This window comes from Rugamonas rubra (genome assembly GCF_900114705.1).
In the GTDB taxonomy this organism is placed as follows: Bacteria; Pseudomonadota; Gammaproteobacteria; order Burkholderiales; family Burkholderiaceae_D; genus Rugamonas; species Rugamonas rubra.
In genome coordinates this window covers 297,087-322,408 of the sequence record NZ_FOTW01000005.1, presented here as the reverse complement: position 1 = coordinate 322,408, position 25,322 = coordinate 297,087, and the positions used below count along the sequence as shown (strand labels likewise).

18 protein-coding genes are annotated in these 25,322 nt (G+C 69.2%); 8 read left to right on the top strand and 10 right to left on the bottom strand.

Annotated features, from left to right (window positions below):
• The first annotated feature begins 268 nt into the window (after positions 1 to 268).
• Genes recC through recD form a run of 3 tightly spaced genes read left to right on the top strand, consistent with a single transcriptional unit; the run spans position 269 to position 9,476 of the window.
• Positions 269 to 3,745 (top strand): exodeoxyribonuclease V subunit gamma, encoded by a 3,477-nt coding sequence (gene recC / locus BM252_RS03965; protein WP_093383931.1) that lies wholly within the window; start codon positions 269 to 271, stop codon positions 3,743 to 3,745.
• Between the two features lie 24 nt (positions 3,746 to 3,769).
• Complete coding sequence (recB, locus tag BM252_RS03960; protein WP_093383929.1) at positions 3,770 to 7,468, top strand: exodeoxyribonuclease V subunit beta; 3,699 nt, start codon at positions 3,770 to 3,772, stop codon at positions 7,466 to 7,468.
• Positions 7,458 to 9,476 (top strand): exodeoxyribonuclease V subunit alpha, encoded by a 2,019-nt coding sequence (gene recD / locus BM252_RS03955; protein WP_093383927.1) that lies wholly within the window; start codon positions 7,458 to 7,460, stop codon positions 9,474 to 9,476. Before recB ends, recD begins: the two co-directional genes overlap by 11 nt.
• Here the strand turns inward: recD and BM252_RS29880 are convergent.
• The 3 genes from BM252_RS29880 to BM252_RS03945 all read right to left on the bottom strand — a co-directional run bounded on the left by BM252_RS29880 (position 9,473) and on the right by BM252_RS03945 (position 12,265).
• Positions 9,473 to 9,748 carry a hypothetical protein gene (locus BM252_RS29880; RefSeq protein WP_139236276.1) on the bottom strand — a complete coding sequence of 92 codons (276 nt, stop codon included), beginning with the start codon at positions 9,746 to 9,748 and terminating at the stop codon, positions 9,473 to 9,475. The genes recD and BM252_RS29880 overlap by 4 nt on opposite strands.
• 165 nt (positions 9,749 to 9,913) lie before the next feature.
• A complete protein-coding gene (locus tag BM252_RS03950) occupies positions 9,914 to 10,789 on the bottom strand; it encodes a serine hydrolase (protein WP_093383924.1) in 876 nt (291 codons plus the stop codon).
• 432 nt (positions 10,790 to 11,221) lie between these two features.
• The gene (locus BM252_RS03945; protein WP_174900405.1) at positions 11,222 to 12,265 is read right to left on the bottom strand and encodes a sulfate ABC transporter substrate-binding protein; all 1,044 of its coding nucleotides are present in this window, start codon (positions 12,263 to 12,265) and stop codon (positions 11,222 to 11,224) included.
• Between the two features lie 292 nt (positions 12,266 to 12,557).
• Here BM252_RS03945 and BM252_RS03940 point away from each other — a divergent pair, with 292 nt between their 5' ends.
• On the top strand, positions 12,558 to 13,091 hold the full coding sequence (locus BM252_RS03940) for a GNAT family N-acetyltransferase (protein ID WP_093383922.1): 534 nt from the start codon (positions 12,558 to 12,560) through the stop codon (positions 13,089 to 13,091).
• 87 nt (positions 13,092 to 13,178) lie between these two features.
• Here BM252_RS03940 and BM252_RS03935 read toward each other — a convergent pair whose 3' ends face one another.
• From BM252_RS03935 to BM252_RS03925, 3 genes are all read right to left on the bottom strand, one after another.
• Positions 13,179 to 14,825 (bottom strand): cache domain-containing sensor histidine kinase, encoded by a 1,647-nt coding sequence (locus BM252_RS03935; protein ID WP_139236274.1) that lies wholly within the window; start codon positions 14,823 to 14,825, stop codon positions 13,179 to 13,181.
• On the bottom strand, positions 14,826 to 15,476 hold the full coding sequence (locus BM252_RS03930; protein ID WP_093383917.1) for a response regulator: 651 nt from the start codon (positions 15,474 to 15,476) through the stop codon (positions 14,826 to 14,828).
• A gap of 111 nt (positions 15,477 to 15,587) precedes the next feature.
• Positions 15,588 to 16,403, bottom strand: a complete 816-nt coding sequence (locus BM252_RS03925; protein WP_093383914.1) for a class II glutamine amidotransferase — start codon at positions 16,401 to 16,403, stop codon at positions 15,588 to 15,590.
• 232 nt (positions 16,404 to 16,635) lie between these two features.
• Here BM252_RS03925 and BM252_RS03920 point away from each other — a divergent pair, with 232 nt between their 5' ends.
• From BM252_RS03920 to BM252_RS03905, 4 genes are all read left to right on the top strand, one after another.
• Positions 16,636 to 17,568, top strand: a complete 933-nt coding sequence (locus BM252_RS03920; RefSeq protein ID WP_342742457.1) for an EAL domain-containing protein — start codon at positions 16,636 to 16,638, stop codon at positions 17,566 to 17,568.
• Between the two features lie 132 nt (positions 17,569 to 17,700).
• Positions 17,701 to 18,444, top strand: a complete 744-nt coding sequence (locus BM252_RS03915) for a YcbK family protein (RefSeq protein ID WP_425442255.1) — start codon at positions 17,701 to 17,703, stop codon at positions 18,442 to 18,444.
• A gap of 180 nt (positions 18,445 to 18,624) precedes the next feature.
• Positions 18,625 to 19,065, top strand: coding sequence for a hypothetical protein (locus tag BM252_RS03910; protein ID WP_093384238.1), 441 nt, complete (start codon positions 18,625 to 18,627; stop codon positions 19,063 to 19,065).
• A gap of 160 nt (positions 19,066 to 19,225) precedes the next feature.
• Positions 19,226 to 21,466, top strand: a complete 2,241-nt coding sequence (locus tag BM252_RS03905; RefSeq protein WP_245774072.1) for a putative bifunctional diguanylate cyclase/phosphodiesterase — start codon at positions 19,226 to 19,228, stop codon at positions 21,464 to 21,466.
• Positions 21,467 to 21,492: 26 nt separating this feature from the next.
• Here BM252_RS03905 and BM252_RS03900 read toward each other — a convergent pair whose 3' ends face one another.
• The 4 genes from BM252_RS03900 to BM252_RS03885 form a co-directional block, all read right to left on the bottom strand.
• Positions 21,493 to 22,533, bottom strand: a complete 1,041-nt coding sequence (locus BM252_RS03900) for a hypothetical protein (protein ID WP_093383912.1) — start codon at positions 22,531 to 22,533, stop codon at positions 21,493 to 21,495.
• A gap of 6 nt (positions 22,534 to 22,539) precedes the next feature.
• Positions 22,540 to 23,451 carry a flagellin N-terminal helical domain-containing protein gene (locus tag BM252_RS03895; RefSeq protein WP_093383909.1) on the bottom strand — a complete coding sequence of 304 codons (912 nt, stop codon included), beginning with the start codon at positions 23,449 to 23,451 and terminating at the stop codon, positions 22,540 to 22,542.
• A gap of 10 nt (positions 23,452 to 23,461) precedes the next feature.
• Complete coding sequence (gene flgK, locus BM252_RS03890; protein ID WP_093383907.1) at positions 23,462 to 24,832, bottom strand: flagellar hook-associated protein FlgK; 1,371 nt, start codon at positions 24,830 to 24,832, stop codon at positions 23,462 to 23,464.
• 87 nt (positions 24,833 to 24,919) lie between these two features.
• On the bottom strand, positions 24,920 to 25,315 hold the full coding sequence (locus tag BM252_RS03885) for a rod-binding protein (RefSeq protein ID WP_093383904.1): 396 nt from the start codon (positions 25,313 to 25,315) through the stop codon (positions 24,920 to 24,922).
• Positions 25,316 to 25,322 lie beyond the last annotated feature (7 nt).

Genomic DNA, 25,322 nt, shown 5'->3' with positions numbered 1-25,322 from the left:
AAATATTGCAAATATATTACGGCGTATTTTTCATAAGCGCAATCACATTGTTGCTTAAAGTGAAATTTAAATGCCATTTTCCCATCTGAGCGCACAAGTCGGCGGCATCGGCCGGTTTTCTGCATGTTTACCGGCAATCCCGACATGGCGGCGGCACGCCAGATTGAGAAAAAAATTCCCCCTGCCGATAGGCGATTCCACCCGGCAGCGGCGATAATGCCAGCTCTCAATGCGGCGCTGTTGCCGCTTGTCTAGCCCACGGAAGCCCATGCCCACCAGCGTCACCCCCGGTCTGCTCATTTTGCACGGCAATCAGATGGAGCAGCTGCGCGCCGCCGTGTTCCAGTGGCTGCGCAACCATCCGCTAGCCCCGCTGGAGTCCGACATCTTCCTGGTGCAGTCGAACGGCGTGGCCGAGTGGCTGAAGATCGCGCTGGCCGAGGACATGCGGGTCTGCGCCGCCACCCGCGTGGCGCTGCCGGCGCGCTTTTTGTGGGACACCTATCGCGGCATGCTGGGCCGCGAGCGTGTGCCGGTGCGCTCGGCCTTCGACAAGTCGCCGCTGACCTGGCGCTTGATGCGCTTGCTGCCGGCGCTGCTGGCCGACGAGGTGTTCGCGCCGCTACGCCACTTCCTCGCCGACGGCGACGCCGAGCGCCGCCTGCAGCTGGCCGAGCGCCTGGCCGACTTGTTCGACCAGTACCAGGTCTACCGCGCCGACTGGCTGAGCGACTGGGCCGAGGGACGCGACCAGCTGCGCAGCGCGCGCGGCGAGGTGGCGCCGCTGGCGCCGGAGCAGCGCTGGCAGGGCCAGTTGTGGCGCGCCGTGATCGCCGACGTGCCGCCGCAGTACCGCGAGCTGGGCCGCGCCAGCGTGCACACCGAATTCGTCCAGGCCATCGAGGCGGGCGTGGCGCCGGCCGGCCGGCTGCCGCGCCGCATCGTGCTGTTCGGCGTGTCGGCGCTGCCGTTCCAGAGTTTGCAGGCCCTGTCGGCGCTGGCGGCGCACTGCCAGGTGGTGCTGGCGGTGCCCAACCCCTGCCAGTTCTATTGGGGCGACATCATCGAGGGCCGCGAGCTGCTGCGCTCGGCGCACCGCCGCCAGCAGCTGCGCCAGGGCCAGGACCTGGGCCAGATCCCGCTGGAGGAGCTGCACGCCCACAGCCATCCGCTGTTGGCCAGCTGGGGCCGGCAGGGGCGCGACTTCATCCGCATGCTCGACGAGTTCGACGAGGCGGCGGCGGCCGCCGGCCGCGCCGACAATCTGCGCCTGGACCTGTTCAGCGCCGACCAGGGCGGGCACCTGCTGGGCCAGGTGCAGGCCGCCGTGCGCGACCTGCTGCCGCTGAGCGAGCATCCGGCCGTGGCGCCGGACGACGCCGACCGCTCGATCGAATTCCACGTCACCCATAGCGTGCAGCGCGAGGTCGAGGTGCTGCACGACCAGCTGCTGGCGATGTTCGCCGCGCCGGCGGACGGCGAGGCCGGGCCGCTGCGGCCGCGCGACGTGGTGGTGATGGTGCCCGACATCGACACCTTCTCGGCGGCGATCCACGCCGTGTTCGCCCAGCACAAGCGCAGCGATCCGCGCTACATCCCCTTCGAGATCGCCGACGTCAAGGACCGCAGCGTCAATCCGCTGCTGGTGGCGCTGGAGTGGCTGCTGCGCCTGCCGCAGCAGCGCTGCCGCCAAAGCGAGGTGCGCGACCTGCTCGACGTGCCGGCGCTGGCGGCCCGCTTCGGCCTGGCGCAGGACGAGCTGGCCACGCTGGGCCAATGGATCGAGGGCGCCGGCGTGCGCTGGGGCCTGGACCAGGCGCACCGCAGCGGCCTGGGCTTGGGGCCGGCGGGCGAGCAGAACGCCTGGATCTTCGGCGTGCGGCGCATGCTGCTCGGCTACGCCAGCGGCGGCGGCGCCAGCTTCGCCGGCATCGAGCCGTATGCCGAGGTGGGCGGCCTGGACGCCGCGCTGGCCGGCTCGCTGGCCCAGTTGGTCGAGGCGCTGCTGCACTGGCGCGCGCTGCTGGCCCAGCCACGTTCGCCGGCCGAGTGGGGTGTGCAGGCGCGCGCGCTGCTGGCGGCCTTCTTCAAGGCGGGCGAGGAGGGCGACCGGCTGACCCTGGGCCAGCTCGACGATTCGCTCAACAGCTGGCTCGACACCTGCGAGTTCGCCCAGTTCGACGAGGCGGTGCCGCTGGCGGTGCTGCGCGAGGCCTGGCTGGGCGCGCTCGACGAGCCGACCCTGAACCACCAGTTCGTTTCCGGCGGCGTGACCTTCTGCACCCTGATGCCGATGCGCGCCGTGCCGTTCCGCGTGGTCTGCCTGCTCGGCATGAACGACGGCGACTTCCCGCGCCGCGCGCCCAAGGCCGACTTCGACCTGCTGGCGCAGCCGGGCATGGCGCGGCCGGGCGACCGCTCGCGCCGCGACGACGACCGCTACCTGATGCTCGAGGCCCTGCTGGCGGCGCGCGACAAGCTCTACATCAGCTGGGTCGGCCGCAACGTGCGCGACAACAGCGAGCAGCCGCCGTCGGTGCTGGTGTCGCAGCTGCGCGACTATTTGACGGCCGGCTGGCAGCTCGACCTGCACGCGCGCACCACCGAACACGCGCTGCAGCCCTTCAGCCGGCGCTACTTCGAGGCCGGCGGCCTGCTCACCTATGCCCGCGAGTGGCGTGCCGCCCACGCCGAGGCGGGGCAGGGCGGCGCCGGGGCGCTGGCGGACGCGCCGTCCGACGCGCAGTTCGACGCGCAGTTCGACGAGGCTGCGCCGGCGCTGACGGCCGGCCTGCCGCCCTACGAGATCGACGCCGCCTTCCGCCTCAAGCTGCTCAACCTGGCCAACTTCCTGCGCCAGCCGGTGCGCTACTTCTTCCGCCAGCGCCTCGGCGTGATGTTCGGCGACGTCGCCCTGGTCGGCGAGGACGAGGAGCCGTTCGCGCTCAACGCGCTGGAGCGCTATCTGCTGGAGGACACCATGCTCGACGACTCCGCCACGCCGGAGGCGCTGGAGCAGGTCTACGACAAGCTGAGCGAGCGTGCCGGGCGGCTGGCGCGCGAGGGCCTGCTGCCGATCGGCCTGATCGGCCAGCAGTGGCAGCACGACCTGGTCGAGGCGCTGGTGCCGGTGCGCAGCGCCTGGCTGACGCTGCGCGCCAGCTATCCCCACGCGGCGCCCAAGCTGGCGGTCAGCCTGGAGTTCGGCGGCGTGCTGCTGGAGGACTGGGTCGACCAGCTGCGCAGCGACGGCCACGAGACGGTGTGGCTGATGCAGATGTCGTCCAAGGTGGCCGACAAGAACGGCCAGCCGCGCGGCGACAAGTTGATCGCCATGTGGCTGCGCCAGCTGGCCGCCGCCGCCGCCGGCATGCCCGTCACCGGCATGTTGGTGGCGCGCGACGCCATCGTCACCATGCAGCCGCTGGCGCGCGACGCCGCGCTGGCGGTGCTGGCCGACCTGGTGGCGATCTGGCGCGACGGCATGAACCGGCCGCTGCCCACCGCCTGCAAGACGGCGCTGGCGCTGGCCCAGGACGGCGATCCGCGCGCCGTGTACGACGGCGGCTTCGAACTGAGCGGCGAGAGCGAGGACCTGTGCCTGGCCCGCCTGTGGCCGGACTTCGCCGCCCTGTCCGGCGAGGAGGAGTGGGCCGACGTGGCGCTGGCGCTGTACGGTCCGCTGGCGGACTGGCTGAAACAATCGATCACGCTGGCCATGATCCATGGTGAGCAAGCGGCATGACGGGACCGAAACATGAGTGCGACCATGAGTAAACTACTGGCGCCCCTGCGCTTCCCCCTGCACGGCTCGCGCTTGATCGAGGCCAGCGCCGGCACCGGCAAAACCTGGACCATCGCCGCGCTGTACGTGCGCCTAGTGCTGGGCCACGGCGGCGCCGACGGTTTCGTGCGTCCGCTGCTGCCGGCCGACATCCTGGTGATGACCTTCACCCGCGCCGCCACGCGCGAGCTGTCGAACCGGGTGCGCGAGCGCCTGGTGGAGGCGGCGGCCTACTTCCGCGGCCAGGGCGACAAGCCCGATCCCTTCCTCGACGAGCTGCTCGACTCCTATCCCGGCCACAGCGAGCGCCAGCAGGCGGCGCACCGCTTGATGCTGGCCGCCGAGACGATGGACGAGGCGGCCATTTTCACCATCGACGCCTGGTGCCAGCGCATGCTGCGCGAGCACGCCTTCGACAGCGGCAGCCTGTTCGACGAGGAGCTGGTGAGCGACGAGCACGCCCTGTTCGAGGACGCGGCGCACGACTACTGGCGCCAGCAGGTGTATCCGCTGGGCGCCGGCGCGCTGGCGCCGCTGCTCGATTGCTGGCCCGACGTGACGGTGCTCAAGCGCTCGGTGCGCGAGCTGGCCAAGCGCGCCAACAGTTTGCCAGCGCTGGGCGGCGAGAGCCTGGCCGGCCTGATCGGCCGGGTGCAGCGCGAGCAGCGCACGCAGTTGGCGGCCTTGAAGGACGGCTGGACTGAGCGGGCCGACCGCATGGAACAATGGATAGGCGGCCACCGCGCCGCCGCGCCGAAGTGCTTCAACGGCGTCAAGATGAAGCCGGAGACGCTGGTCAAGTGGTTCGCCGGCCTGCGCGCCTGGGCGCGCGACGAGCAGGCCCACATGCCCGACATCTCGGACACGGCCTGGCGGCGCCTGACGCCGGACGGTATCGAGGACGCCTTCAGCAAGGGCTTCAGCACCGGCGTGCCGGACGACTTCGACGCCACCGCGCCGCTGTACGCGGCGCTGCAAGCCATCGTCCCGCTGAGCCACGCGCTGTACCAGCACGCCGCCAGCTCGGTGGCGCAGCGCATGGACGAGTTGAAGCGGCGCGGCCGCCAATTCGGCTTCGCCGACATGCTCGACCGCCTGAACGCCGCGCTGCAGGGCGAGAACGCCGAGGCGCTGCGCAAGCGCATCACCGAGCAGTATCCGGTGGCGATGGTCGACGAGTTCCAAGACACGGCGCCGAACCAGTACGAGATTTTCAACCTGCTGTACCGCGTCGCCGACAACGAGCCCACCCTGGGCCTGTTCCTGATCGGCGACCCGAAGCAGTCGATCTACGGCTTCCGTGGCGCCGACATCCACAGCTACCTGTCGGCGCGCGCGGCCACCGAGGGCCGCCACTATCAACTCGGCACCAACTACCGCTCGACGGCGCCGCTGGTCGACGCCGTCAACCGCCTGTTCCTGTACGCCGAGGGCGACGCGCCCGGCGTGGCCGGCGGCCGGCCCGGCTTCCCGCGCGGCGCCTTCCGCTTCCGCAAGGACGGCGTCAACCCGCTGCCGTTCGAGGCGGTCGGCGCGCAGGGCCGCAAGGAGGTGCTGATGGCGGCCGACGGCCCGGTGCCGGCGATGGCGGTGTGCTGCAACGTGGCCGAGGACATCAAGGCCGAGGGCTACCGCGACTACTTCGCCTGGCACTGCGCCGAGGACATCGTGGCGCGGTTGAACGACCCGCAAGCCGGCTTCGAGGGGGCGGACGGCCGCCTGGAGCGGCTGCAACCGGCCGACATCGCCGTGCTGGTGCGCGACCGCAAGGAGGCGGCGGCGATCCGCAAGGCGCTGCAGCGGCGCAAGGTGGCCAGCGTCTACCTGTCGGACAAGGACTCGGTGGTCGACAGCGAGGAGGCTGCCGACGTGCTGCGCTGGCTGTCGGCGCTGGCCAATCCGCTCGACGGCGCGCTGGCGCGGGCCGCCTTCGCCACCCGCACGGCAGGCCTGGCGTTGGCCGAGCTGGCGCAGCTGTCGTCCGACGAGCTGGCCTGGGAGCAGCGCGTCGAGCAGTTGAAGGCGCTGCACATCGTCTGGCAGCGCCAGGGCGTGCTGGCCATGCTGCGCCGCTTCATCCACGAACTGGGGCTGCCGGCGGTGCTGCTGCGCCAGGCCGGCGGCGAGCGGCGCCTGACCAACCTGCTGCATTTGGCCGAGCTGCTGCAGTCGGCCAGCCGGCAGTTGGACGGCGAACAGGCCTTGATCCGCTGGCTGGCCGAACAAATCGACGGCGGCGGCGAGGGCGGCGACGAGCGCGTGCTGCGCTTGGAAAGCGACGCCGAGCTGGTCAAGGTCATCACGGTGCACAAGTCGAAGGGGCTGGAGTACCCGCTGGTCTACCTGCCGTTCGCCGTCACCGCGCGCAAGGTGGAGCGGCGCAACCGCGCCTTCTTCGAGTACAGCGACGACGACGGCCAACGGCAGATCGACATGGCGTTGAGCGACGCGGCGCTGGCCGCCGTCGAACGCGCCCGCATCGAGGAGGACCTGCGCCTGCTGTACGTGGCGCTGACCCGCGCCCGCCACTTCCTGTGGCTGGGCGTGGCGGCGCTGGCGGCGCGCAAGGCCGGCGACAACACGCTGCACGAGTCGGCGCTGGGCTATTTGCTGACGGGCGGCGAGGCGCTGCCGGTCAGCCTGCTGGTCGAGCGCTGGGAGTATTTGCGCGGCGACTGCGAGCACATCGCCATCAACACGCTGGCGGCGCCGCAGCAGATGAACTTCCTCAGCCGTGTCGAGCAGCGCGCGGCGCTGGTCGAGCCGGCGCAGTACAAGGGCCGCTTCGAACGCGATTGGACGGTGGGCAGCTTCACCTCGCTGGCGCGGCGCGTCGGCACGCCCGGCGCCAGCCACGTGCCGCGCCGTGCGCTGGAGGAAAAACTGCTGGAGCAGGAGGACGCCCCGGCCGGTCTGGCGGTGGCCAGCCGCACCGAGGACGCGCCCTGGCACCGCTTCCCGCGCGGCTCCGTGCCCGGCAACTTCCTGCACGAGCAGCTCGAGTGGATGGGGCAGGAGGGCTTCGGCAGCGTCGACGACGCGCAGTTCGACGCGCGCCTGGGCAAGCGCATCGACCGCGCCGGTTGGGGCCACCGCCAGGAGGACAGCATCGCCTGGCTGCGCGCCATCGCCACCACGCCGCTGCCCGAGCTGGGCGTGGCGCTGTGCCAGCTCGACGCCGTGCTGCCGGAGATGGAGTTTTGGTTCCCCAGCGAGCGCCTGAGCACCGGCGCGCTGGACCGCCTGTGCAGCGCGCATCTGCTGGACGGCATCGCCCGGCCGGCGCTGCCCGAGCGCCAGCTGCATGGCATGTTGAAAGGCTTCACCGACCTGGTGTTCGAGCACGCGGGCCGCTACTGGGTGGTCGACTACAAGTCGAACGCGCTCGGCTCCGGCGACGCCGCCTACCATCGCGGCGCGCTGGCGGCCGGCATGGCCGAGCACCGCTACGACATCCAGGGCGCCATCTATATGCTGGCGCTGCACCGCCTGCTGGCCAGCCGGCTCGGCGAGCGCTACGACCCGGCCACCCAGCTGGGCGGCGCACTGTTCTTCTTCTTGCGCGGCATCGCCAACCCGCACACCCACGGCTGCTACCTGCTGGCGCCGGACGCCGCGCTGCTCGACGGCCTGGACCGACTACTGGACGAGGCTACCCAGCCGGAATTTGAACATGACGATTGATCCGCACACCTTCCGGCCGACGCCGGCCGACGCCGCCACGCTGGCGCTGCTGGCCCAGGTCGACGCCCTCACCGAAGACGGCCAGTTGCGCCGCCTGAGCGCCGCCTTCGCCCGCTTCATCGGCTCGATAGGCGGCGGTTCGCCGCAACTGGCACTCGCTTGCGTGCTGCTGTCCGAACTTGAAGGGCGCGGCCACAGCTGCCTGGAACTCGACGCGCTGGCGCGCGACCCGGCCGGCCTGCTGGGCTGGGGCGAGGACAGCTGGCGCGGCCTGCGCGAGGCGGCCGGCGTCTGGCCCAAGCGCGGCGCCGCCTGGCGCACCTTGCTGGCGGCCTGCGAGCAGGTGTGGGCGGTCGGCGACCTCGATTTCGAACAGCCGCTGGTGCTCGACGGCGAACGGCTCTACCTGCGCCGCTACTGGCGCGACGAGACGCTGGTGGCGCAGGCCGTGCGCGGCCGCGCGCTGACGCCGCGCCAGCCCGACCTGGCCGAGGTGCGGCGGTGGCTGGATCTGCTGTTCGAGCACGCGCCGCGCGAGGGCGGGCCGGACTGGCAAAAGATCGCCTGCGCCGTCGCCCTGCACGGCAACATGGCGATCATCACCGGCGGGCCGGGCACCGGCAAGACCTACACGGTGGCGCGCCTGCTGGCGCTGCTGTTCGCCAGCGCCGGCGAGGGCAGCGGACGGCTGCGCATCGCCTTGGCGGCGCCCACCGGCAAGGCGGCGGCGCGGCTCAAGCAGTCGATCGACCACGCCCTCGACGGCCTGGCCGACCGGGTCGGCCCGGCGCTGCCGCTGCGCGAGCTGGCGGCGCGGATGGGCGCGGCGCGCACCCTGCACAGTCTGCTGGGGGCGCGGCCGGGCACGCGCGCCTTCCAACACCACGCCGGCAACCCGCTCGACGTCGACGTGTTGATCGTCGACGAGGCCTCGATGGTGCATCTGGAGATGATGGCGGCGCTGCTCGACGCGCTGCCGCCGCAGGCGATGTTGGTGCTGCTCGGCGACAAGGACCAGCTGGCCTCGGTCGAGGCCGGCGCCGTGTTGGGCGACCTGTGCCACGAGGCCCAGGCCGGCGCCTATTCGATGGAAACCTTGCGCTATGTGCAAGAGAGCAGCGGCCAGACCATTCCCCACGCCTTCGTCGGCGCCGGCGGCCCGCTGGCCCAGCAGACTGTGATGTTGCGCCAGAGCCGGCGCTTCAGCGGCCCGATCGGCGCGCTGGCGCTGGCCGTCAACGCCGGCGACGCCGCCGCCGCGCAGGATGTTCTACGCGGCAACAGCGACGGCAAACTGGCCTGGATCGCGCCGGCGCAACAGGCCGACGTGCTGCAACTGGCCCTGGCCGGCCGCGCCGACGAGATAGGCGGAGGCTATCGGCCCTATCTGAGGATGATCCAATCCGGCCCCGGCCAAGCCGACGAGTCCGGCCAAGACGGCGGCCAAGACGGCTGGGTGCGCGGCGTGCTGCACAGCTTCGAAGCCTTCCGCATCCTGTGCGCGGTGCGCGAGGGCGAGTGGGGCGTGGCCGGCCTGAACGAGGCGATCGAGCACAAGCTGGAGGGGGCCGGGCTCATCCGCAAGCGGGGCGAATGGTATGTCGGCCGGCCGGTGATGGTCACCCGCAACGACTACGCCACCGGCGTGTTCAACGGCGACATCGGCCTGACCCTGCCCGATCCGGCGCGGCCCGGTTATCTGCGCGTCTACTTCTCCGAGGGCGACAAGGTGCGCAGCGTGCTGGCCACGCGCCTGCGCAATGTGGAGACGGCCTTCGCCATGACGGTGCACAAATCGCAAGGTTCCGAGTTCAGCCACACAGTCATGGTGTTGCCGCGCGAAGGCGGGGCGGTGATCGCGCGGGAGCTGGTGTACACCGGCATCACCCGCGCGCGCGAGCTGTTCACACTGCTCACGCCGGCACCACAAGTGCTGCTCGACGCCATCGCCGCGCGTACCCAGCGCGCCTCCGGTCTGCGCGAACTGCTCGATTCGCCGACCGTTTAGCGCGGCGATTCCGGCCGCAGGATGTGCGGCAATCTGAAGCCGGTCAGGACACTGCGCCCTTCGCGGGGCGCCATTTTTTTGGCCGAATTTCCACGGTCCATGCTGAAAACTGGCACATATGCACCAATTCCAAGCATGGCAGAATCGCGCAGGGCTGCTGGAGTCCAGTATCCATGCGGGTTTGCGGCGAGCACAGGGGAAACCGCGAGCAAGGTCGATACGTCGCCAATCCGAGCAAGCAGGGCGAAGCAAACCGGGGTCAGTGCCGACATTCGGACACGGACTCAGCAGCTAAGTGGCTCGGTTGCGCTGGCTACGGTTGAACTCGTGTCCGAATGTCGGCACTGACCCCGGGGGGGAGGCTTGTGCGCGGGCCGCTGCGGACGTAAAAAAGCCGGGCGGCGAGCCCGGCTTGGACGGCGCGACGAGCGCTGCGATTAGGACGCGCGGCGGTGGCGGCGGGTGCTGGCCTTGGCGGCCTTCTTGTGGCGCTTGCCGCCGGCGACCATCACCTTCGGCTCGGCGTTCGGGCCGGCGATGAGGCGGCGGATGTTGAGCGCGTCGCCGATGCGGGCGGAGTTGGCGCGGGCGTTGAGCAGCACCAGGGTGGCGTTCTTGCCGGCAGCCTTGATGCGCATGATCAGGCAGCGGCCGGCCTCTTCGGTGTAACCGGTCTTGGACATGCCGATGTCCCAGCCCTTGGCGCCGACCAGGCGGTTGGTGTTGTGGTACTCCACCTTGCGGCCGTTGATGTTGATGATGTCCTTGGTGTCGGTGGTGATGCGGCGGATCTCCGGGTAGGCCGAGGCGGCGGTGGCCATCTTGACCAGGTCGGCGGCGGTCGAACGGTTGTTCGGCGACAGGCCGGTCGGCTCCTCGATGACGGTCTGGGTCAGGCCCAGCGCGCGGATCTTGGCCTTGACGGCGGCGGCGAAGGCGCCGCTGCCGCCCGGGTAGGTGCGGCCCAGCGAGGCGGCGGCGCGGTTGTCCGACGACATCAGGGCCAGTTGCAGCACGTCGCGGCGGGCGATCTCGGCGCCGACCGGCACGCGCGAGGTGCTGTGCTTGAGCATGTCGACGTCGGTCTTGTCGATGCTGATCGGGGCGTCCATGTCTTGTTTGGCGTCGAGCACCACCATCGCCGTCATCAGCTTGGTCAGCGAGGCGATCGGCACTTGGACGTTGGAGTTCTTTTCCAGCAAGATCTTGCCGGTGCCGTCTTCCACCACCAGCACCGATTGGGAACCGAGCGGCACCGCGACGGCGGCGACGGAGAATGATGTCAGCAATAAAGCGACGATTTTTTTGAGCATGTCGGGTGTTCTTGAAGGAGTGGGGTCTATCGGGCGCCGGGAGGCGGCGCTGCGCGTACTGGTCTAGCTATACGGCAATATTTTCCTAGGGATAGACAATAACATTAAAGTGAATTCTCGTCTATTGAATGTAAGTCGTGCGGACTGAACAATGAAAAAAAGCCCCGGACAGCGGCTGTCCGGGGCTTTTGAGGGGCAACATGATTGGATCTGTTGCTGTGCTGCAAGCTGCCGTGCCGCGCACTGAACTCTCCTCGTAGTACTACCTTGACGCCAACTTCCCGAGCCAACTACTGAATCTTGGCGATCGACATCCCCGTCGGCATCAGGATTCCTTATAAATGACGTTGAATTATCAGCGTTTCCGATCAATGCTGAGTCTTCAGAGTACGTCCATGGCGGCCGTTTGGAAACGAATGCTTGCGCATATCCTTATTTGGATTGGTAGATCTTGTCGAACTCGCCGCCGTCGTCGAAGTGCTTCTTCTGCGCCGCCTTCCAGCCGCCGAACACATCGTCGACGGTGAACAGGGTGATCGGCTTGAAGCTGGCGGCGTATTTCTTCGCCACGGCCGCCGAGCGGGGACGCAGGAAGTGCTTGGCGGCGATCTCCTGGCCGGCGTCGGAATACAGGAAGTTCAGGTAGGCGGTGGCCTGCTTGCGGATGTTGCGGCGGTCGACCACCTTGTCGACCACGGCCACGGGCGATTCGGCCAGGATGGAGTTGGCCGGGTAGACCACCTCGAAGTTGTCGCCGAACTCGGTGCGCACCAGTTGCACCTCGTTTTCGAAGGTGATCAGCACGTCGCCGATCTGGCGCTGGGTGAAGGTGGTGGTGGCGGCGCGGCCGCCGGCGTCGAGGATCGGCACGTTCTTGAAGATGCGGCCGACCAGGTCGCGCGCCTGCGCCTCGCTGCCGCCTTTTTTGATCACGGCGCCCCAGGCGGCCAGATAGCTGTAGCGGCCGTTGCCCGAGGTTTTGGGGTTGGGGATGATGACCTTGACGCCCGGCTTGCCCAGGTCGTCCCAGCCCTTGATCTGCTTGGGGTTGCCCTTGCGCACCAGGTAGACCATGGTCGAGTAGAACGGCGCGGCGCCATTGGGGAATTTTTTCGCCCAGTCGGCCGCCACCAGGCCGCGATCGGCCAGCAGGTCGATGTCGTTGGCCTGGTTCATCGTCACCACCGAGGCCTCGAGGCCGTCGGCCACCGAGCGGGCCTGCTTGGACGAGCCGCCGTGCGACTGGTTGATGGTCAGCGTTTCGCCGGTGCTTTTCTTCCATTCCGCGATGAAGGCCGGGTTGATGTCCTTGAACAGTTCGCGCGTGACGTCGTAGGAGGCGTTGAGCAGCACGGTGTCGGCGGCCGAGGCGCTCATCGGCAGGGCCAACAGGACGGCGGCGGCGGCGAAACCGCCGGCGAGGAAGCTGCGGCGCGGCAGCGCGCGGACGGTTTTGGCGGAAAGGATGTTTGGCATGGTGGGCTCTATTGTGAAAACAGACCGCCATAGTCTAAAATCCGGCCCGGAAAAGATACGAATTTTTCGTAATATGCTTAGATGGTATCGACCACAAGGGTTTCCAGCGAAATCCGCATATGGATTTTTGCAAACATTCGTCGGCAAGACCGATGCGGCGATGCAGTATGGCGGAAGGCGGAAAAGGACCGGTGTGCATCGGTTTTTGCCGCTTGGTGTATAGTGGCTTACGCACTGAGAAGCCAGCTGAGACCTGCTTCATTTTGCTATCGGGAATATTTTGTGAGCGTTCATGAGTCTTGAAATTCGTATTGCTGCGGCGACAGATGCGTCTGCGGCATGCAATGTGTTACGTCGTTCGATCGAGGAATGCTGTGTTTCCGATCATAGGAACGACCCGGCCATCCTGGGCGCTTGGTTGGGCAACAAGAACCCGGCGACGGTGGCGAGCTGGTTTGCTTCGCCGACCAATTTTTCCTTGGTCGCGGTCGAGCGGGGCGAGGTGGTCGGTGTCGCCCTGCTGACCGGCGCCGGCAAGCTGGCGCTGTGCTATCTGTTGCCGGAGGCGCTGCGCCATGGCGTCGGCAAGGCCCTGCTACAGCGTATGGAACAACAGGCTTGCAGCTGGGGCGTCAAGGCGCTGCAGCTGCACAGCACGGCCAGCGGCGAGGCCTTCTTCGCCAGCCAGGGCTATGTGCAGGCCGGCAAGGTCCGTTCGCCCTATGGCGTGGAAACCATTTTCTTCTGGAAACAGCTCGACGCCGTTGCCGGCGAGCCCGACGGCAAGCGCAAACGTTTTTGCAACTGCAACTCCAACTCCGCCTGACGGGCGCCGCGCCACGGCGCCGCCGCCCCTGGTCTTTTTCCGTCGCAATGGCTACACCGCCCGGATGCGTCAGGCCAGGCTCAGACCCTAGGGTCTGACCCTCGGGTCTGCCCTTGGATTTTCGCCTTTTTGGCTAGCCTCGTTTAGCGGCACGACCAGTTCGACCACCGTGCCCGGCCGCGGCGCCTCGCCGCCGGCGTCCAGCCAGGCCAGCGTGGCGCCCAGCTTGTGCGCGCGCAGCCGCATGTTGGCCATGCCGTGGCCGCTGCCGGCCAAGGTCGGCGCCGCCGCCATGCCGACGCCGTCGTCCTCGATCCGCACGCGCAGTCGGCGCGGCGAAAAATACACCTCGACCTTGACCCGCCGCGCCTGCGCGTGGCGCAGCACGTTGGCCAGCGCCTCCTGCAGCACGCGCAGCAGCTGCAGGCCGGCGTGCGGCGCCAGCGTCAGCGCGTCGGGCAGGGCGTGGTTGATCCAGAGGAAGTCCAGGCCCACCGCGCGGTAGCGCGCCTCCATGCGGAAACGGAAGTTGCCCAGCACCGGCAGCAGGTCCGGCTCGTCGGGCGCCAAGGTGTCGATCGCCAGGCGCATGTCGTCCATGCATTCCTGCAACAGCAGCACGGTCTGTTCGCGGCTGGCGTTGCCGCCTTGCACCATCATCAACGCGCTCAGCAGTTGCGAGCCGACGCCGTCGTGCAGGTCCCGCATGATGCGCAGGCGTTCCTCGTTGACGGCGTGTTCGCGCTCGAAGGCGCGCGACTGGATCTGGCGGGCGTCGCGTTCGTGCCAGAAGCGCAGCAGGCTCCAGGCGGCGGCGCCGCTGACGAGCAGGCTGAGCAGCATGATCAGGGCGGCGGCGCGCGCCTCCTCGCGCCATTTCTGCAAATAGTCGTCGCTGGCCAGGCCGACGCTGAAATACAGATTGGCCGGCGCGGCCAGCAGCGGCCGGTCGAAGATACGTTGCAGCGAGATCAGCCGCTCGGCGCCGTCCAGCGGCGAGGTGAACAGATACGTCTCGGGCCGCCGGCCGGAGGCGACGTAGGCACGCAGCTTGGCCGAGGCGATGGTCTTGCCGATCATGGCGTCGTCGTAGTGCAGCCGGGCATAGCGGGCGAACACTTGTTCATCGGACGAGCTGAGCGTCATCGCGCCCTTGGCGCCGACGCTGACCAGCGAGAAGGCGCTCGACAGCCGCGCCAGGTCCACCTCGGCCGTCAACACGCCGTGAAAGCGGCCGCCGGCGTCGCGCATGGCGCGCGCCAGCAGCACGTGCCAGCGGGCGCTGGCGGCGTCCAGCCGTGGCGGGCTGATGCTCAGGCCCGGGCCGGCCGGGCCGCGCAGGGCTTGGAACCAGGCCTGGCCGGCGATGGCGCCGGCCGCGTCGGGCGGCAGCGCCGCGCCGCGCTGTAGCCGGCCGGCGGCGTCGAACACGCGCAGCTCGCCCAGCGCCGGCTGGCGCTCGCGCAGTTGCGCCAACAGGCCGGCGGCGGCGCCGGGAGGCAGTTGCAGCAGGTCGTCGGCGGTGCTGCCGAGGGAGGCGTCGAGGGCGCGCAGGGTGCCGGAGATGTTTTCCTTCAGCACGGTCGACAGGTTCTGCGCCGTGACCCTGGCGTGCTGCATGGTCTGCTGGTGGCTTTGCAGCAGGAACAGGGCCAGCATGGCGCCGATCAGCAGGTTCAGCGCGGCGCCGCCGCCCAGCACCACCAGCGTTGCTTGGCGCCGCCGGGGCGCCATCTACAGCAGGCCCAGCGCGGTCGCTTCGTAGACCGCCTCGCCGCGCGAATGCACCGCCAGCTTTTTGTAGATGTTCTTGACGTGGCGCGCCACCGTGTGCGGCGAGATGGTGTACATGTCGCCGATCTCGTTGAAGCTCAGGCCCTTGGCCAGCGCGCGCAGCATTTCGACCTCGCGCTCGGTCACCAGCGCCCGCCCGGCAGGCGGCGGCGCCGGCGCCGGCGCGGCGCTCTTGCCCAGGCGTTGCAGGATCTTGCGCGCGATCACCGGGCTGACCGGCGCGCCGCCTTCGCGCAGCACGCGCACGCAGTCGAGGAGGGCGGCCGGGGCGCTGTCCTTGAGCAGGTAGCCGGTGGCGCCGGCCTCGATGCTGGCCATGACGTGGGCGTCGTCGCCGAACACGGTGACCACCACCACGTCGCAGTCGGGGTGGCGGCGCAGGGCGTGGCGGATCAGCTCGACGCCGTCCATGTCGGGCAGGCCGAGGTCGATCAGGTAGAGGTCGGCGCGCTCGCGCTCGATCAGCGCCATGCCGTCGCGGCCGTTGCCGGCCACGCCGAGCAGCCGCAGGCCGTCGCTGGCGTCGACCACGGCGCTGAAGTGGCGCAGGAATTCCAGGTTGTCTTCAATGATTGCGATGGTGGTTGGCATGGTTCTCGGCAATGTTGAAGCGGCGTATGAAAGCATGGTAGCCGATGCAACACCATGCGCGCAATGGCGCCGCCAGCCGGCCTTCGCTGTGGCGGCCGGCGCGCGCCGCCGTCAGCAGATGGCGAAGTGCAGGCGGCGCGTGCTGGGCGCCGGCGCGGCCGGGCTGGCCACCGCCTGGCCGGCGACGAACAGGCGCAGTTCGCCCGGAGCGAAGGCCTGCCAGGGCTCGTCGCTGGTCAGCGGCGCGGTGGCGATGACGGCGATGCGGTCGTCCAGGTGGTTGTGTCGGCGGAAGTCGATGCTCAGGTCGCAGTCGATCAGCCGCGCCACCGAGAACGGGTAGGCGCGCAACACGTAGTACAGCTTGGTCGAGCAGTGGGCGAACATCAGCTCGCCGTTCGACAGGATGAAGTTGAAGCTGCCGTGGGCGGCGACGGCGCCGGCCAGCTCGGCCAGCGCGGCATATAGCAGGTGGCGCGCCGGCTGGCCGTCGGGGAAGCGTCGCAGCAGGCCCGAGAGCAGGTGGCAGAAGGCCATTTCGCTGTCGGTGTCGCCGGCCGGGCGGTAGGCGGCGGGCGGCGCGGCGAAGCGGCCGAGGTCGCCGTTGTGGGCGAACGACCAGGTCCGGCCCCACAGCGTGCGGGTGAACGGATGGCTGTTCTCCAGCGCGACGCGGCCCTGGGTGGCCTTGCGGATGTGGGCGACGATGTTGTGCGCCTTGACCGGCTGGCGCTTCAGCTCGGCGGCCAGCGGCGAGTCGATCGAGGCCAGGTGGTCGGTGATCAGGCGGCAGCCGCCGTCGCCGTGGATGGCGATGCCCCAGCCGTCCTTGTGTTCGCCGGTGCGGCCGCCGCGCTCGGCGAAGCCGGCGAAGGAGAAGCCGAGCGCGGCCGGCTTGCTGCTGTTCATTGCGAGGAGTTGGCACATGGCGGGGCGGCGGTGGAGTGGCGATACGCGACGATAAGGCCGGCCCCGGCGCGGCGGCAAGGAAGTCTTTCGCATATGCATAGTCGGCCCGCCGCCCCGCCATCCTTATGCGTGCCGCGCATAAGGATGGCCGAAACGATTCCTTCTTTTTCGCCGCCGCCGGCCGTAGTCTGTGCTTTCCCGCGCCAGCCCGGCAGACAGTCATGGCGCGCCAGACCAAGGAGCCCATCGCATGTCCCAGCCCGCCCAGCCCGCCCAAGCCGCCGCCGCGCCGTCCAATCCGCCGGCGGACGCGCCGGCGCTTTCCCATCCGGTGTCCTATCCGGTGCTGCAACTCTATCTGGCGCGCTTGTCCGGCGCCGGCGGCGCCACCTCGTCGATCCGGCTCGACGCCGACGGCAAGGCGCAGGGGCGCTTCTTCAACTGCACCATGGGCAGCGCCTTCCAGCCGATCCGCCAGCTCGACGCGGCGGACCGGGCGGCGCTGGCCTACGAGGGCCTGGCGCGCGGCGTGGCGCTGGCCGACCAGGGGCTTTCGCTGTGGAAGCTGCTCGACCACGCCGCCAGCGACGACGAGTCGATCGAGCTGGACCGTTTGTGCCGCATGCTGCACGCGATCAATTTCTTCCGCCAGTTGCAGGCGCCGGCGGCGGGACAGGAGCCGGTCGACCTGTATTTGAACGTGCACGACCGTCTGCTCGGCGCCGTCAGCAGCAACCACGGCCACGCCTTCCAGCGCATACTGGCGGCGCTGGGCCTGCCGATCGAGCGCATCGTGCTGCAATTGCCGCAGGTGACGCCGCAGCAGGGCTGGTTGCTGCAGTACGTGGCCGACAACTACCGCCGCAACGGCTTCCGCTTCGCCGTCAACGCCGCCACGCCGGCCGAGGCGCTGGACCTGTTGGCGCGGGTGCGGCCGGACGTGCTCAAGCTCGACGCCCGCCTGCTCGACCAGGCCGACCAGCCCGATCTGCTGCGCCTGGCCCAGGCCAGCCACGCGCAGGGCGCGCGGCTGGTGTTCAAGCGGCTGGAAACGAGCGTGGCGCTGGCGCTGTTGCGCTGGCTGGCGGTGGCGGCCGGCGTGCCGGTGCTGGCCCAGGGCTATCTGCTCGACACGCCGGACGCCGTGCTGGCGGGCGGCGGGCGGCAGTTGGCGGCGGCCTGACGGCGTCGTCGGCGCCGCCGCCAGCCGCTGCGGACGCTGCCAAGCAGGCAAGCATGTGAATTTTTCTACGTGGGGTTTTTCAATTCCCCCGCCTATAGGCTATAGTAAGAACATTGTCTCAATGGATGCACTATGGTATCGCGTAGAAATTTTATTCAGCACGGCTTGGGTCTGGGCGCGGTCGGCATGCTGGCCACGCCCTTAATCGGCTGCGCCGCCCGCAGCGTCAATGGTGGCGCCGATAGCGCCGCCGTCCACACCGCCGGTAAGCCGGCGGCCCATGCGACCAGGGCGGCAAAACCGGCCACCATGCTGGCACAAGCGCCGAGCTCGGCGGGGCCGACCGAACTGGCGCCGCCGCCGGACATCTTCGATGCCCAGGCGCTCGACCTGGAGTTCTGGCTCAAGCCGCGCGTGCTCAGCGTGACGCGCCCGGCCAGCGGCGAAAAGGCCAGGATCTTGTATTGGAAGGACGGCGAGGTGATCGACTCGGCCTACCAGGAACTCTGTCATTTGATGCGCGACGTCAACGGCAAGGAGACCGCGCCCATCGATCCCAAGTTGTTCGAAACCCTGTGGGGCACCCAGGCCTTCGTGGCGCGCTACGGCATCGACCATCCGTTGGAGATCCTGTCCGGCTACCGCACGCCGAACTCGAACAAGAAATTGATCGAGGCGGGCGTGCCGGCGGCGCGCCAATCGCTGCACATCACGGGCCGCGCGGCCGACATCCGCATCCCCAACCTGAACGCCGAGGTGCTGGGCGGCCTGGTGCGCAGCTTCCGCCAGGGCGGGGTGGGCTTCTACTACCGCGAGGGACCGCGCGGCGGCTGGATCCATGCCGACACCGGACTCAAGCGTACCTGGAAGGGTTGAACTCGCCAGCAACGAGCGGTGTTGCGGCGCGCCGCCGTTGGCGCCCGCGCGGACCTGCGCGCCCTCACTCGTCATAGTAGGGCGGCAGCGCCACCGCGTCCTGTTCACCTGCAAGATCGGCTAAACTAGCGCTTTGGCCCGTAGCCATGGGCCGGTAGACACCAGAAAGCCAGGATGAACATGCAGGACGCAGTAGACAATCAGCCGGAGCCGGTCGCGCCGCCGCGCTTCCGCCCGGTGCCGTGGAGCGCCTTGGAGAACGCCGGCGACGTCGAGTTGTGGATCGAGGAGCACAACCGCTGCATGCAGGACAACATCGGCAAGAACGAGCGCGGCTACGGCGTGCGCTTCACCCTGGCCGAGGGCGGCGACATCTTCATGCAGACCAGCGCCGACGGCGCCGTCATCCTCGACCTGACGCCGGAGGCGGACTGGGTGGCGCCGCTGATCATGGCGGCGGCCCGGGTCGAGGCGCCGGCCGGCGCGATGTGGGTGCTGCCCGACGACAAGCTGATCCAGTTGATGATCGGCCTGAGCAGCCTGATCGCCAGTTCGACCCTGGTGGTCGGCCATCATTTCGGCCGCCGCCAGCGCCAGCCCGGCTACGCCCGCCAACTCTAGGACGGCGGCGCCGGGGCGGGCGCTGCTGTGGCGGAAAAGGCCGCCGCGCGCCACCTGGGCCATCGACAGCGCCGGGCTTCGGTGCTAGTCTAGTTCTGCCAGCATTCCCACATGCACAACTTTGCCAGCGCGCTGGCCGCGCCCGGCGCAGAGAGGTCACATGGAAGACGATCAAGCGCCGACCACCTTGCCCAAACGTAAACGGGCACCGTTGGCGGCCGGCTTGGCCGGCCTGGCCGACGCCTCGACCGTGCAGGCCTACCACGCCATGATGGCGGTCGGCGCCGGCGGCGCCGCGGCGGCGCCGCAGGCGGCCATCGAGGCCGCCCTGAGCCCCGAGCGCCTGCGCCTGGAGCAGCAGCAGGGCCTGTTCAACGACGTCTACCTGCTGGCCCCGGTCGGCTACTTCGTGCTCGGCTTCGACACGACGATTTTGCAGATGAACCTGGTCGGCGCCGACCTGCTCGGCGTGGCGCGCCACAATCCCCAGCAGGTGCACTTCCGCTCCTTTGTCTGCGCCCGCTTCCTCGACGACTTCGACCGCTTCGTGCGGCGCGCCCTCAACAGCCAGGAGACCGAGCGCTGCGACCTGCAGATGACGCGCGCGCGCCACGAGCCGGGCTTCCCGGTGACGCTGCGCGCCAGCGCCGACGGCAGCGGCCAGGCCTTCCGCGTGGTGCTCGAGCTGGCCGAGGGCAAGCTGGCCGCCCTCGAGCGCAGCGAGGCGCGCTTCCGCCGCATCGTCCACAGCGCCGAGGAGGGCATCTGGGAGATCGACGCCGACGCCCGCACCACCTTCGTCAACCCGAAGATGGCGCAGATGCTGGGCTACGGCATCGAGCAGATGCTCGAGCAGCCGCTCACCGCCTTCATGGACGAGGAGGGCCGCGCCATCCTCGAGCGCAACATCGCCCGCCGCCAGCAGGGCATCGCCGAGCGCCACGAGTTCAAGTTCCTGCGCCGCGACGGCAGCGAGCTGTGGGCCACGCTGGCGACCAACCCGATCTTCGACCCGGACGGCGCCTACCTGGGCGCGTTGGCGCTGGTGAGCGACATCACGGCGCGGCGCGAGTCGTCCGAGCTGATGTGGCAGCAGGCCAACTTCGACGCGCTCACCGGCCTGCCCAACCGCCACATGTTCCACGACCGGCTGCGCCAGGAGATCAAGAAGGCGCAGCGCGAGGGCCTGTTCCTGGCGCTGCTGTTCATCGACCTGGACGGCTTCAAGCAGGTCAACGACAGTCTCGGCCACGGCTGCGGCGACAGCCTGCTGGTCGAGGCGGCGCGCCGCATCGGCGGCTGCGTGCGCGCCGCGGACACGCTGGCGCGGCTGGGCGGCGACGAGTTCACCATCATCCTGTCCGGCCTCGACCATGTCTCCAGCGTCGAGCGCATCGCGCAGAACGTGCTGGCCAACCTGAACCGGCCGTTCGCGCTCGACGGCGCCAGCGGCCAGGTGTCGGCCAGCGTCGGCATCGCGCTGTACCCGTCCGACGCCGCCGAGCCGGAGCAGCTGCTGCACCACGCCGACCAGGCGATGTACGCGGCCAAGCACGGCGGGCGCAACCGCTACAGCTACTTCACCCCCGACCTGCAGCTGGCCGCCCAGGCGCGCCAGCAGGTGGCGCTCGACCTGCGCCTGGCGCTGGCCGAGCGCCAGTTCGAGTTGCACTACCAGCCCATCGTCAACCTGCGCGGCGGCGCCATCGTCCGCGCCGAGGCGCTGCTGCGCTGGCGCCATCCGCAGCGCGGCCTGCTTTGCCCGGTCGACTTCCTGCCCTTCGCCGAGTCGAGCGGTTTGATCGTCGAGATCGGCGACTGGGTGTTCCGCCAGGCCGCCGACCAGGTGCGCCTATGGCAGGACGGCCTCGACCCGGCCTTCCAGGTCAGCGTCAACCTGTCGCCGGCGCAGCTGCGCGGCGACGCCGCGCTGTGCCGCGGCTGGTTCGAGCACGTCGCCGCGCTGGGTCTGCCGGCGCGCAGCATCGTCATCGAGATCGCCGAGGGCGTCCTGCTCGACCAGGCCGGCCCGGTGGTCGAGCGGCTGCGCGCGCTGCGCGCCATGGGCCTGCAGGTGGCGCTGGACGATTTCGGCACCGGCTATTCGTCGCTGGCCCACCTGAAGCGCTTCGACATCGACCTGCTGAAGATCGACCGCAGTTTCGTGCAGGACCTGGTCAGCGACTCGGGCGACCTGGCGCTGTGCGAGGCGGTCATCGTGATGGCCCACAAGCTGGGCCTGCAGGTGGTGGCGGAGGGGGTGGAGACGGCGGCGCAGTGCGCGCTGTTGATGGCGGCCGGCTGCGACTTCGCGCAGGGCTATGTGTTCGCCAAGCCGATGCCGGCGGCGGCGCTGGCCGCGCTGGCGCGCCAGGGGCCGGCCGCGCTGCCCGGCGCCTGAGGCCGGGCGATCCGCCGGGGAAGGGCCTAGCGCAGGCCGAGCAACGAGATGACGCGCTCGCGGCTGATGCCGACCAGCGCCGAGGTCAACGACAGCAGCGACTGGTAGCCGGGCTGCTTGGTGGTGGAGACGAAGTTCTGCGCCGCCTGGTCCATCGCCGGCGGCGCCTCGGGCGAGGCGGTGGCGACCCGGCCGCCGGCCTGGCTCAGCGCGTTGCTGACCGAGGCCATCGCCTGCTCGACCTGGGCCAGCGCCTGCACCACCTGCTGCAGTGTCTGGCGCAGCGCCGCCTCGTCCGAGGTGTCCCAGCTGTCCGGCTCGATGCTGGCCGCCTCTGGCTCGGTCTTGACGCGGTTCATCTGGCCGGTGGGGAAGCGGATGCCGCTGCCCTGCACGGCGAAGCTGTCGCGCACGCCGGCCCAGGCGTCCTCCGGCGTGGAGAACTCGAGCGCGCCGTCGTCGTTGACGCCGGCGCGCACGCCGAGCGGCGCCAGCGCCTCGTCGAAGCGTCGCGCGATTTCCGCGTCGCTCAGGCCGGGCTCCAGGTTGACCGAGCGCACGCCTTGGGCGGCGCTGCCGATGGCGATGCTGAGCACCTCGCGGTTGCCGTGGCGCAGGCCGGCCAGGGTCATGCCGCGCACCGTGAAGCGTTGCGCGGCGCCCTTGCGGCTGTAGCCCAGGCGGGCGTCGAGGGTGCCGCCGGAGGTCTGCTGGCGTTGTTTCCAGGTGGTGCTGAACTGGCGCACGCGCGCCTCGATGGTGCCGTCGCGCACCTGGCGCGAGGCCAGCTTGGCGCTCAGGTCGGACTTCAGCGCGCGCAGCTGGGCCGCGCTCTGCTCGAGAAAATCGAGGGCCTGCTGGGCGCCGGCGACGTCGCCCTGCAGCGGCTGGTCCCAGTTGCTCAGGCCGCGTTGCAGCGGCGCGGCGCTGCTCGGCGTCGGCGTCACCGGGGTGGCGGTGGCGGCGTTCTGCCCGGCCAGCCCCAGCGCCGTGCCGTCGGCCGCGACGGCATTGCTGGCGTTGCCTTGCGGCATGGCGGCGGGGGTGGTGGATTGAACGATTTGCATGATGGCTTAGAGCACGTTGAACAGCGACAGCCCGCTGACTTTGGCGTAGGCCTTGTAGGAGGCCTCGAGCGCCAGGTTGTAGCCGCCCAGTTCGGTGGCCGCCTCGGCGTAGTCGAGCTTGCCCAACTGGATCAGCGCGATGCCGTTCGACAGGCTGACGTTGGTGTGGTTGTCGTTCAGCGTGGCCAGGATGTTCTGCGCGCCGCCGAAGTCGGCGATCTTGCTGGAGATGGCGCCGAGCGCCACGTCGGAGCCGTCCAAACCGGCCGTCAGCGCGGCGCGCAGGCTCGGCGTCGAGGCCGTGATGCCCGGTGCGGACAATTCTGCGATGGTGGTGTCGAGCTGGTTCAGATAGGTCTCCAGGCCGGACACGTCGACATTGGCGGTCTGGTTGATGCCGTTGCCGACCACCACTTTCTGCTGGTTGGTGTTGCCGCTGAAGGTGTAGCGCGAGCCGACGGGGGCAGCGGCGTCGAAGCTGATCGCGTCGCTGTTGGTCGCCGTGCCGGAGAAGATGAAGCGGCCCTCCTGGTCCTTGACGTTGGCGCTGTAGAACAGCGAGTCGCGGATCGAGGTGAAGGAGTTGACCATGGCGCCCAGGTCGGCGCCGGTGTTGCTGGCGTCCAGGCCCCAGACCATCAGGTCGCGGGCGCTGTTGATGTCCTTGGTCATGCTGGTCAGATAGGTCTCGTTCTTTTGCAGGCGGATCTGCACGGCGCCGATGTTGGCTTTGTACTGGCCGACGATGGCCTCCTCGCGGTTCAGGCGCGAGATGCGCACATTGGTGACCGGGTCGTCGGACGGCAGTTGCAGCTTGTTGCCTGACGCCATGAGGTCGGTCTGTCGGGCGGAACCCTCCTGGTTGAGGTTCAGGCCGCGCAGCATGGTCGATTGAAACTGGTTGGTGGCGATACGCATGGTGTGATCCTTAACCGAACATTTGCAGGGTGGCGTCGAACAGCGAGTTGGCGACCGCCACCGCCTTCATGTTGGCCTGGTACATTCGCTGGTACTCGATCAGGCTGACCGCCTCCTCGTCCTCGTTGACCCCGCTGGTCGACTTCCAGTCGTCCTCGGCCTGTTGGCGGATGGTGGTGGCGGTGTTCAGCAGGGCTTTGTTTTGCTGGCTGTCGATGGCCAGCTTGCCGACCAGCTGGGTGTCGGCGTCGCCCAGCAGCACGGTGCCGACCGAGGTCAGCGTCACGTTCTGGCCTTTGATGGCGATGAGCAACTGCAGGTTGCCGCTGTCGCCCGGCATGCCGTCGGCCGAAAAGGCCAGGTCGTTGGCTTTGATGCCCGGGGTGATCTGCAGCAGCCCGGTGGCGCTGGTCGGGTTGAACACCAGCAGGTCGACGCCGGGTTGGCCGTTGGCGTCGATGCCCAGGCGCAGCTGGTCGTTGATCATGGTCGACATCTGCTCGGCGATGTCGGAGATCGACTTTTGCAGCGGCAGCAGGGTGTTGAGCTGGAAGTCGCCCAGGCCGCCCAGCTGGCCGCCCAGCTTGGAATCGTCCAGCGTGAAGCTGGTGGTGGCGAAGGCCAGTTTGAGCGTGGGGGTGGTGGTGGTGGTGTCGAAGGCCAGCGTGCCGGCCAGGCTACCGTCGACCAGCGGCTGGCCGCCTTTCAGCGAGACGCTGCGGCTGCCGTCGGGTTTCTCGTTGACCTCGATGGCCACCATCGAGGCCAGCTTGTCGATCTCCTGGTCGCGCTGGTCGACCAGCGCCGAGGTGTTGGTGCCGGTGGCGCTGGCGCCGGCGATCGCGCCGTTGAGCGCGGCGATGTTCTGCAGCGACTCGTTGAGCTTGGGCAGGATGGCGCCGCGCTGTTGCTGTACCGACAGCAGCTGGTTGGCCGTGACGTTGTAGATGCTGTTGAAGTGTTGCGACATCGAGTCGGCCGCCGTCACCACCTGCTGGCGCAGCGGGGTCGAGGTCGGGTCGACGCCGGCCGCGTTGAGCGCTTTAAAAAATTCGTCGATGCCGGCGCTCAGGCTGGAGCGGTCGTCGCCCATCACCCGCTCGAGCTGGGTCAGGTAGGGCTGGGTTTGCGAGCGCTGCCCCAGGTCGGAGGCGGCGCGCCACATCTGCTGGCTCTTGTAGGCGTCGCTGAAACGCAGCAGCGAGCTGACCTCGACGCCGCTGCCGGCGCTGCCGACGGTGCCGCCCGGGCCGATCGCCGCCAACAGCACGCCCTGCCGGGTGTAACCCTTGGTCTGCAGGTTGGCGATGTTCTGCGAGGCCGTGTTGAGGGCCGCTTGGGCGGCGAGGGCGCCGGACAGTGCGTTGTTCGAAATGCTCATGGGGCGATGGTCTTTCCTGGTTAAGGCCGGGGGACCAGTTGCGCCTGTGCAGCCACTGGTCCGTTATCTGTAAAGGGCGACCACTTGTCAGCTTACATTAAGCGGCGCGGCCAAGTTCTGCGTTGCCGCCGCCGGCGCGGCCGCCGGCGCCGCCGGCAGCAACTGGCGCAGGATGGCGTCGGCGATGCCGAAGGCGCGCTGGCCGGCCATCTTGTCGGCCACCAGGTTGTCGGCCATGTCCAGCATGTCGCTGTTGATCGGGTCCTTGAAGACGCTGTCCGGGCCGGCCATCTCGCGCGTCGCCGAGCGCATCTGGTGCAGCATGTGGCCGATGAAGAAACTCTCGAACTTGACGGCCGCCTCGGTGGCCTTGGCGCGGTACTTCGGGTCGAGTGTGTCGGCGGCCGGCGCGACGGCCGCTTCGGCGGCTTGGTCGGCGGCCTGGGCGGCGGCGCCCTGGGCGGGGTGGGAAATAGGGTTCATGGGCAGT

Excerpts from the sequence above, each read along its gene's own strand:
- recC (WP_093383931.1), top strand. The coding sequence starts at position 269 with ATGCCCACCAGCGTCACCCCCGGTCTGCTCATTTTGCACGGCAATCAG.
- recB (WP_093383929.1), top strand. The coding sequence starts at position 3,770 with ATGAGTAAACTACTGGCGCCCCTGCGCTTCCCCCTGCACGGCTCGCGC.
- recD (WP_093383927.1), top strand. The coding sequence starts at position 7,458 with ATGACGATTGATCCGCACACCTTCCGGCCGACGCCGGCCGACGCCGCC.
- BM252_RS29880 (WP_139236276.1), bottom strand. The coding sequence starts at position 9,748 with ATGTCGGCACTGACCCCGGTTTGCTTCGCCCTGCTTGCTCGGATTGGC.
- BM252_RS03950 (WP_093383924.1), bottom strand. The coding sequence starts at position 10,789 with ATGCTCAAAAAAATCGTCGCTTTATTGCTGACATCATTCTCCGTCGCC.
- BM252_RS03945 (WP_174900405.1), bottom strand. The coding sequence starts at position 12,265 with ATGCCAAACATCCTTTCCGCCAAAACCGTCCGCGCGCTGCCGCGCCGC.
- BM252_RS03940 (WP_093383922.1), top strand. The coding sequence starts at position 12,558 with ATGAGTCTTGAAATTCGTATTGCTGCGGCGACAGATGCGTCTGCGGCA.
- BM252_RS03935 (WP_139236274.1), bottom strand. The coding sequence starts at position 14,825 with ATGGCGCCCCGGCGGCGCCAAGCAACGCTGGTGGTGCTGGGCGGCGGC.
- BM252_RS03930 (WP_093383917.1), bottom strand. The coding sequence starts at position 15,476 with ATGCCAACCACCATCGCAATCATTGAAGACAACCTGGAATTCCTGCGC.
- BM252_RS03925 (WP_093383914.1), bottom strand. The coding sequence starts at position 16,403 with ATGTGCCAACTCCTCGCAATGAACAGCAGCAAGCCGGCCGCGCTCGGC.
- BM252_RS03920 (WP_342742457.1), top strand. The coding sequence starts at position 16,636 with ATGTCCCAGCCCGCCCAGCCCGCCCAAGCCGCCGCCGCGCCGTCCAAT.
- BM252_RS03915 (WP_425442255.1), top strand. The coding sequence starts at position 17,701 with ATGGTATCGCGTAGAAATTTTATTCAGCACGGCTTGGGTCTGGGCGCG.
- BM252_RS03910 (WP_093384238.1), top strand. The coding sequence starts at position 18,625 with ATGCAGGACGCAGTAGACAATCAGCCGGAGCCGGTCGCGCCGCCGCGC.
- BM252_RS03905 (WP_245774072.1), top strand. The coding sequence starts at position 19,226 with ATGGAAGACGATCAAGCGCCGACCACCTTGCCCAAACGTAAACGGGCA.
- BM252_RS03900 (WP_093383912.1), bottom strand. The coding sequence starts at position 22,533 with ATGCAAATCGTTCAATCCACCACCCCCGCCGCCATGCCGCAAGGCAAC.
- BM252_RS03895 (WP_093383909.1), bottom strand. The coding sequence starts at position 23,451 with ATGCGTATCGCCACCAACCAGTTTCAATCGACCATGCTGCGCGGCCTG.
- flgK (WP_093383907.1), bottom strand. The coding sequence starts at position 24,832 with ATGAGCATTTCGAACAACGCACTGTCCGGCGCCCTCGCCGCCCAAGCG.
- BM252_RS03885 (WP_093383904.1), bottom strand. The coding sequence starts at position 25,315 with ATGAACCCTATTTCCCACCCCGCCCAGGGCGCCGCCGCCCAGGCCGCC.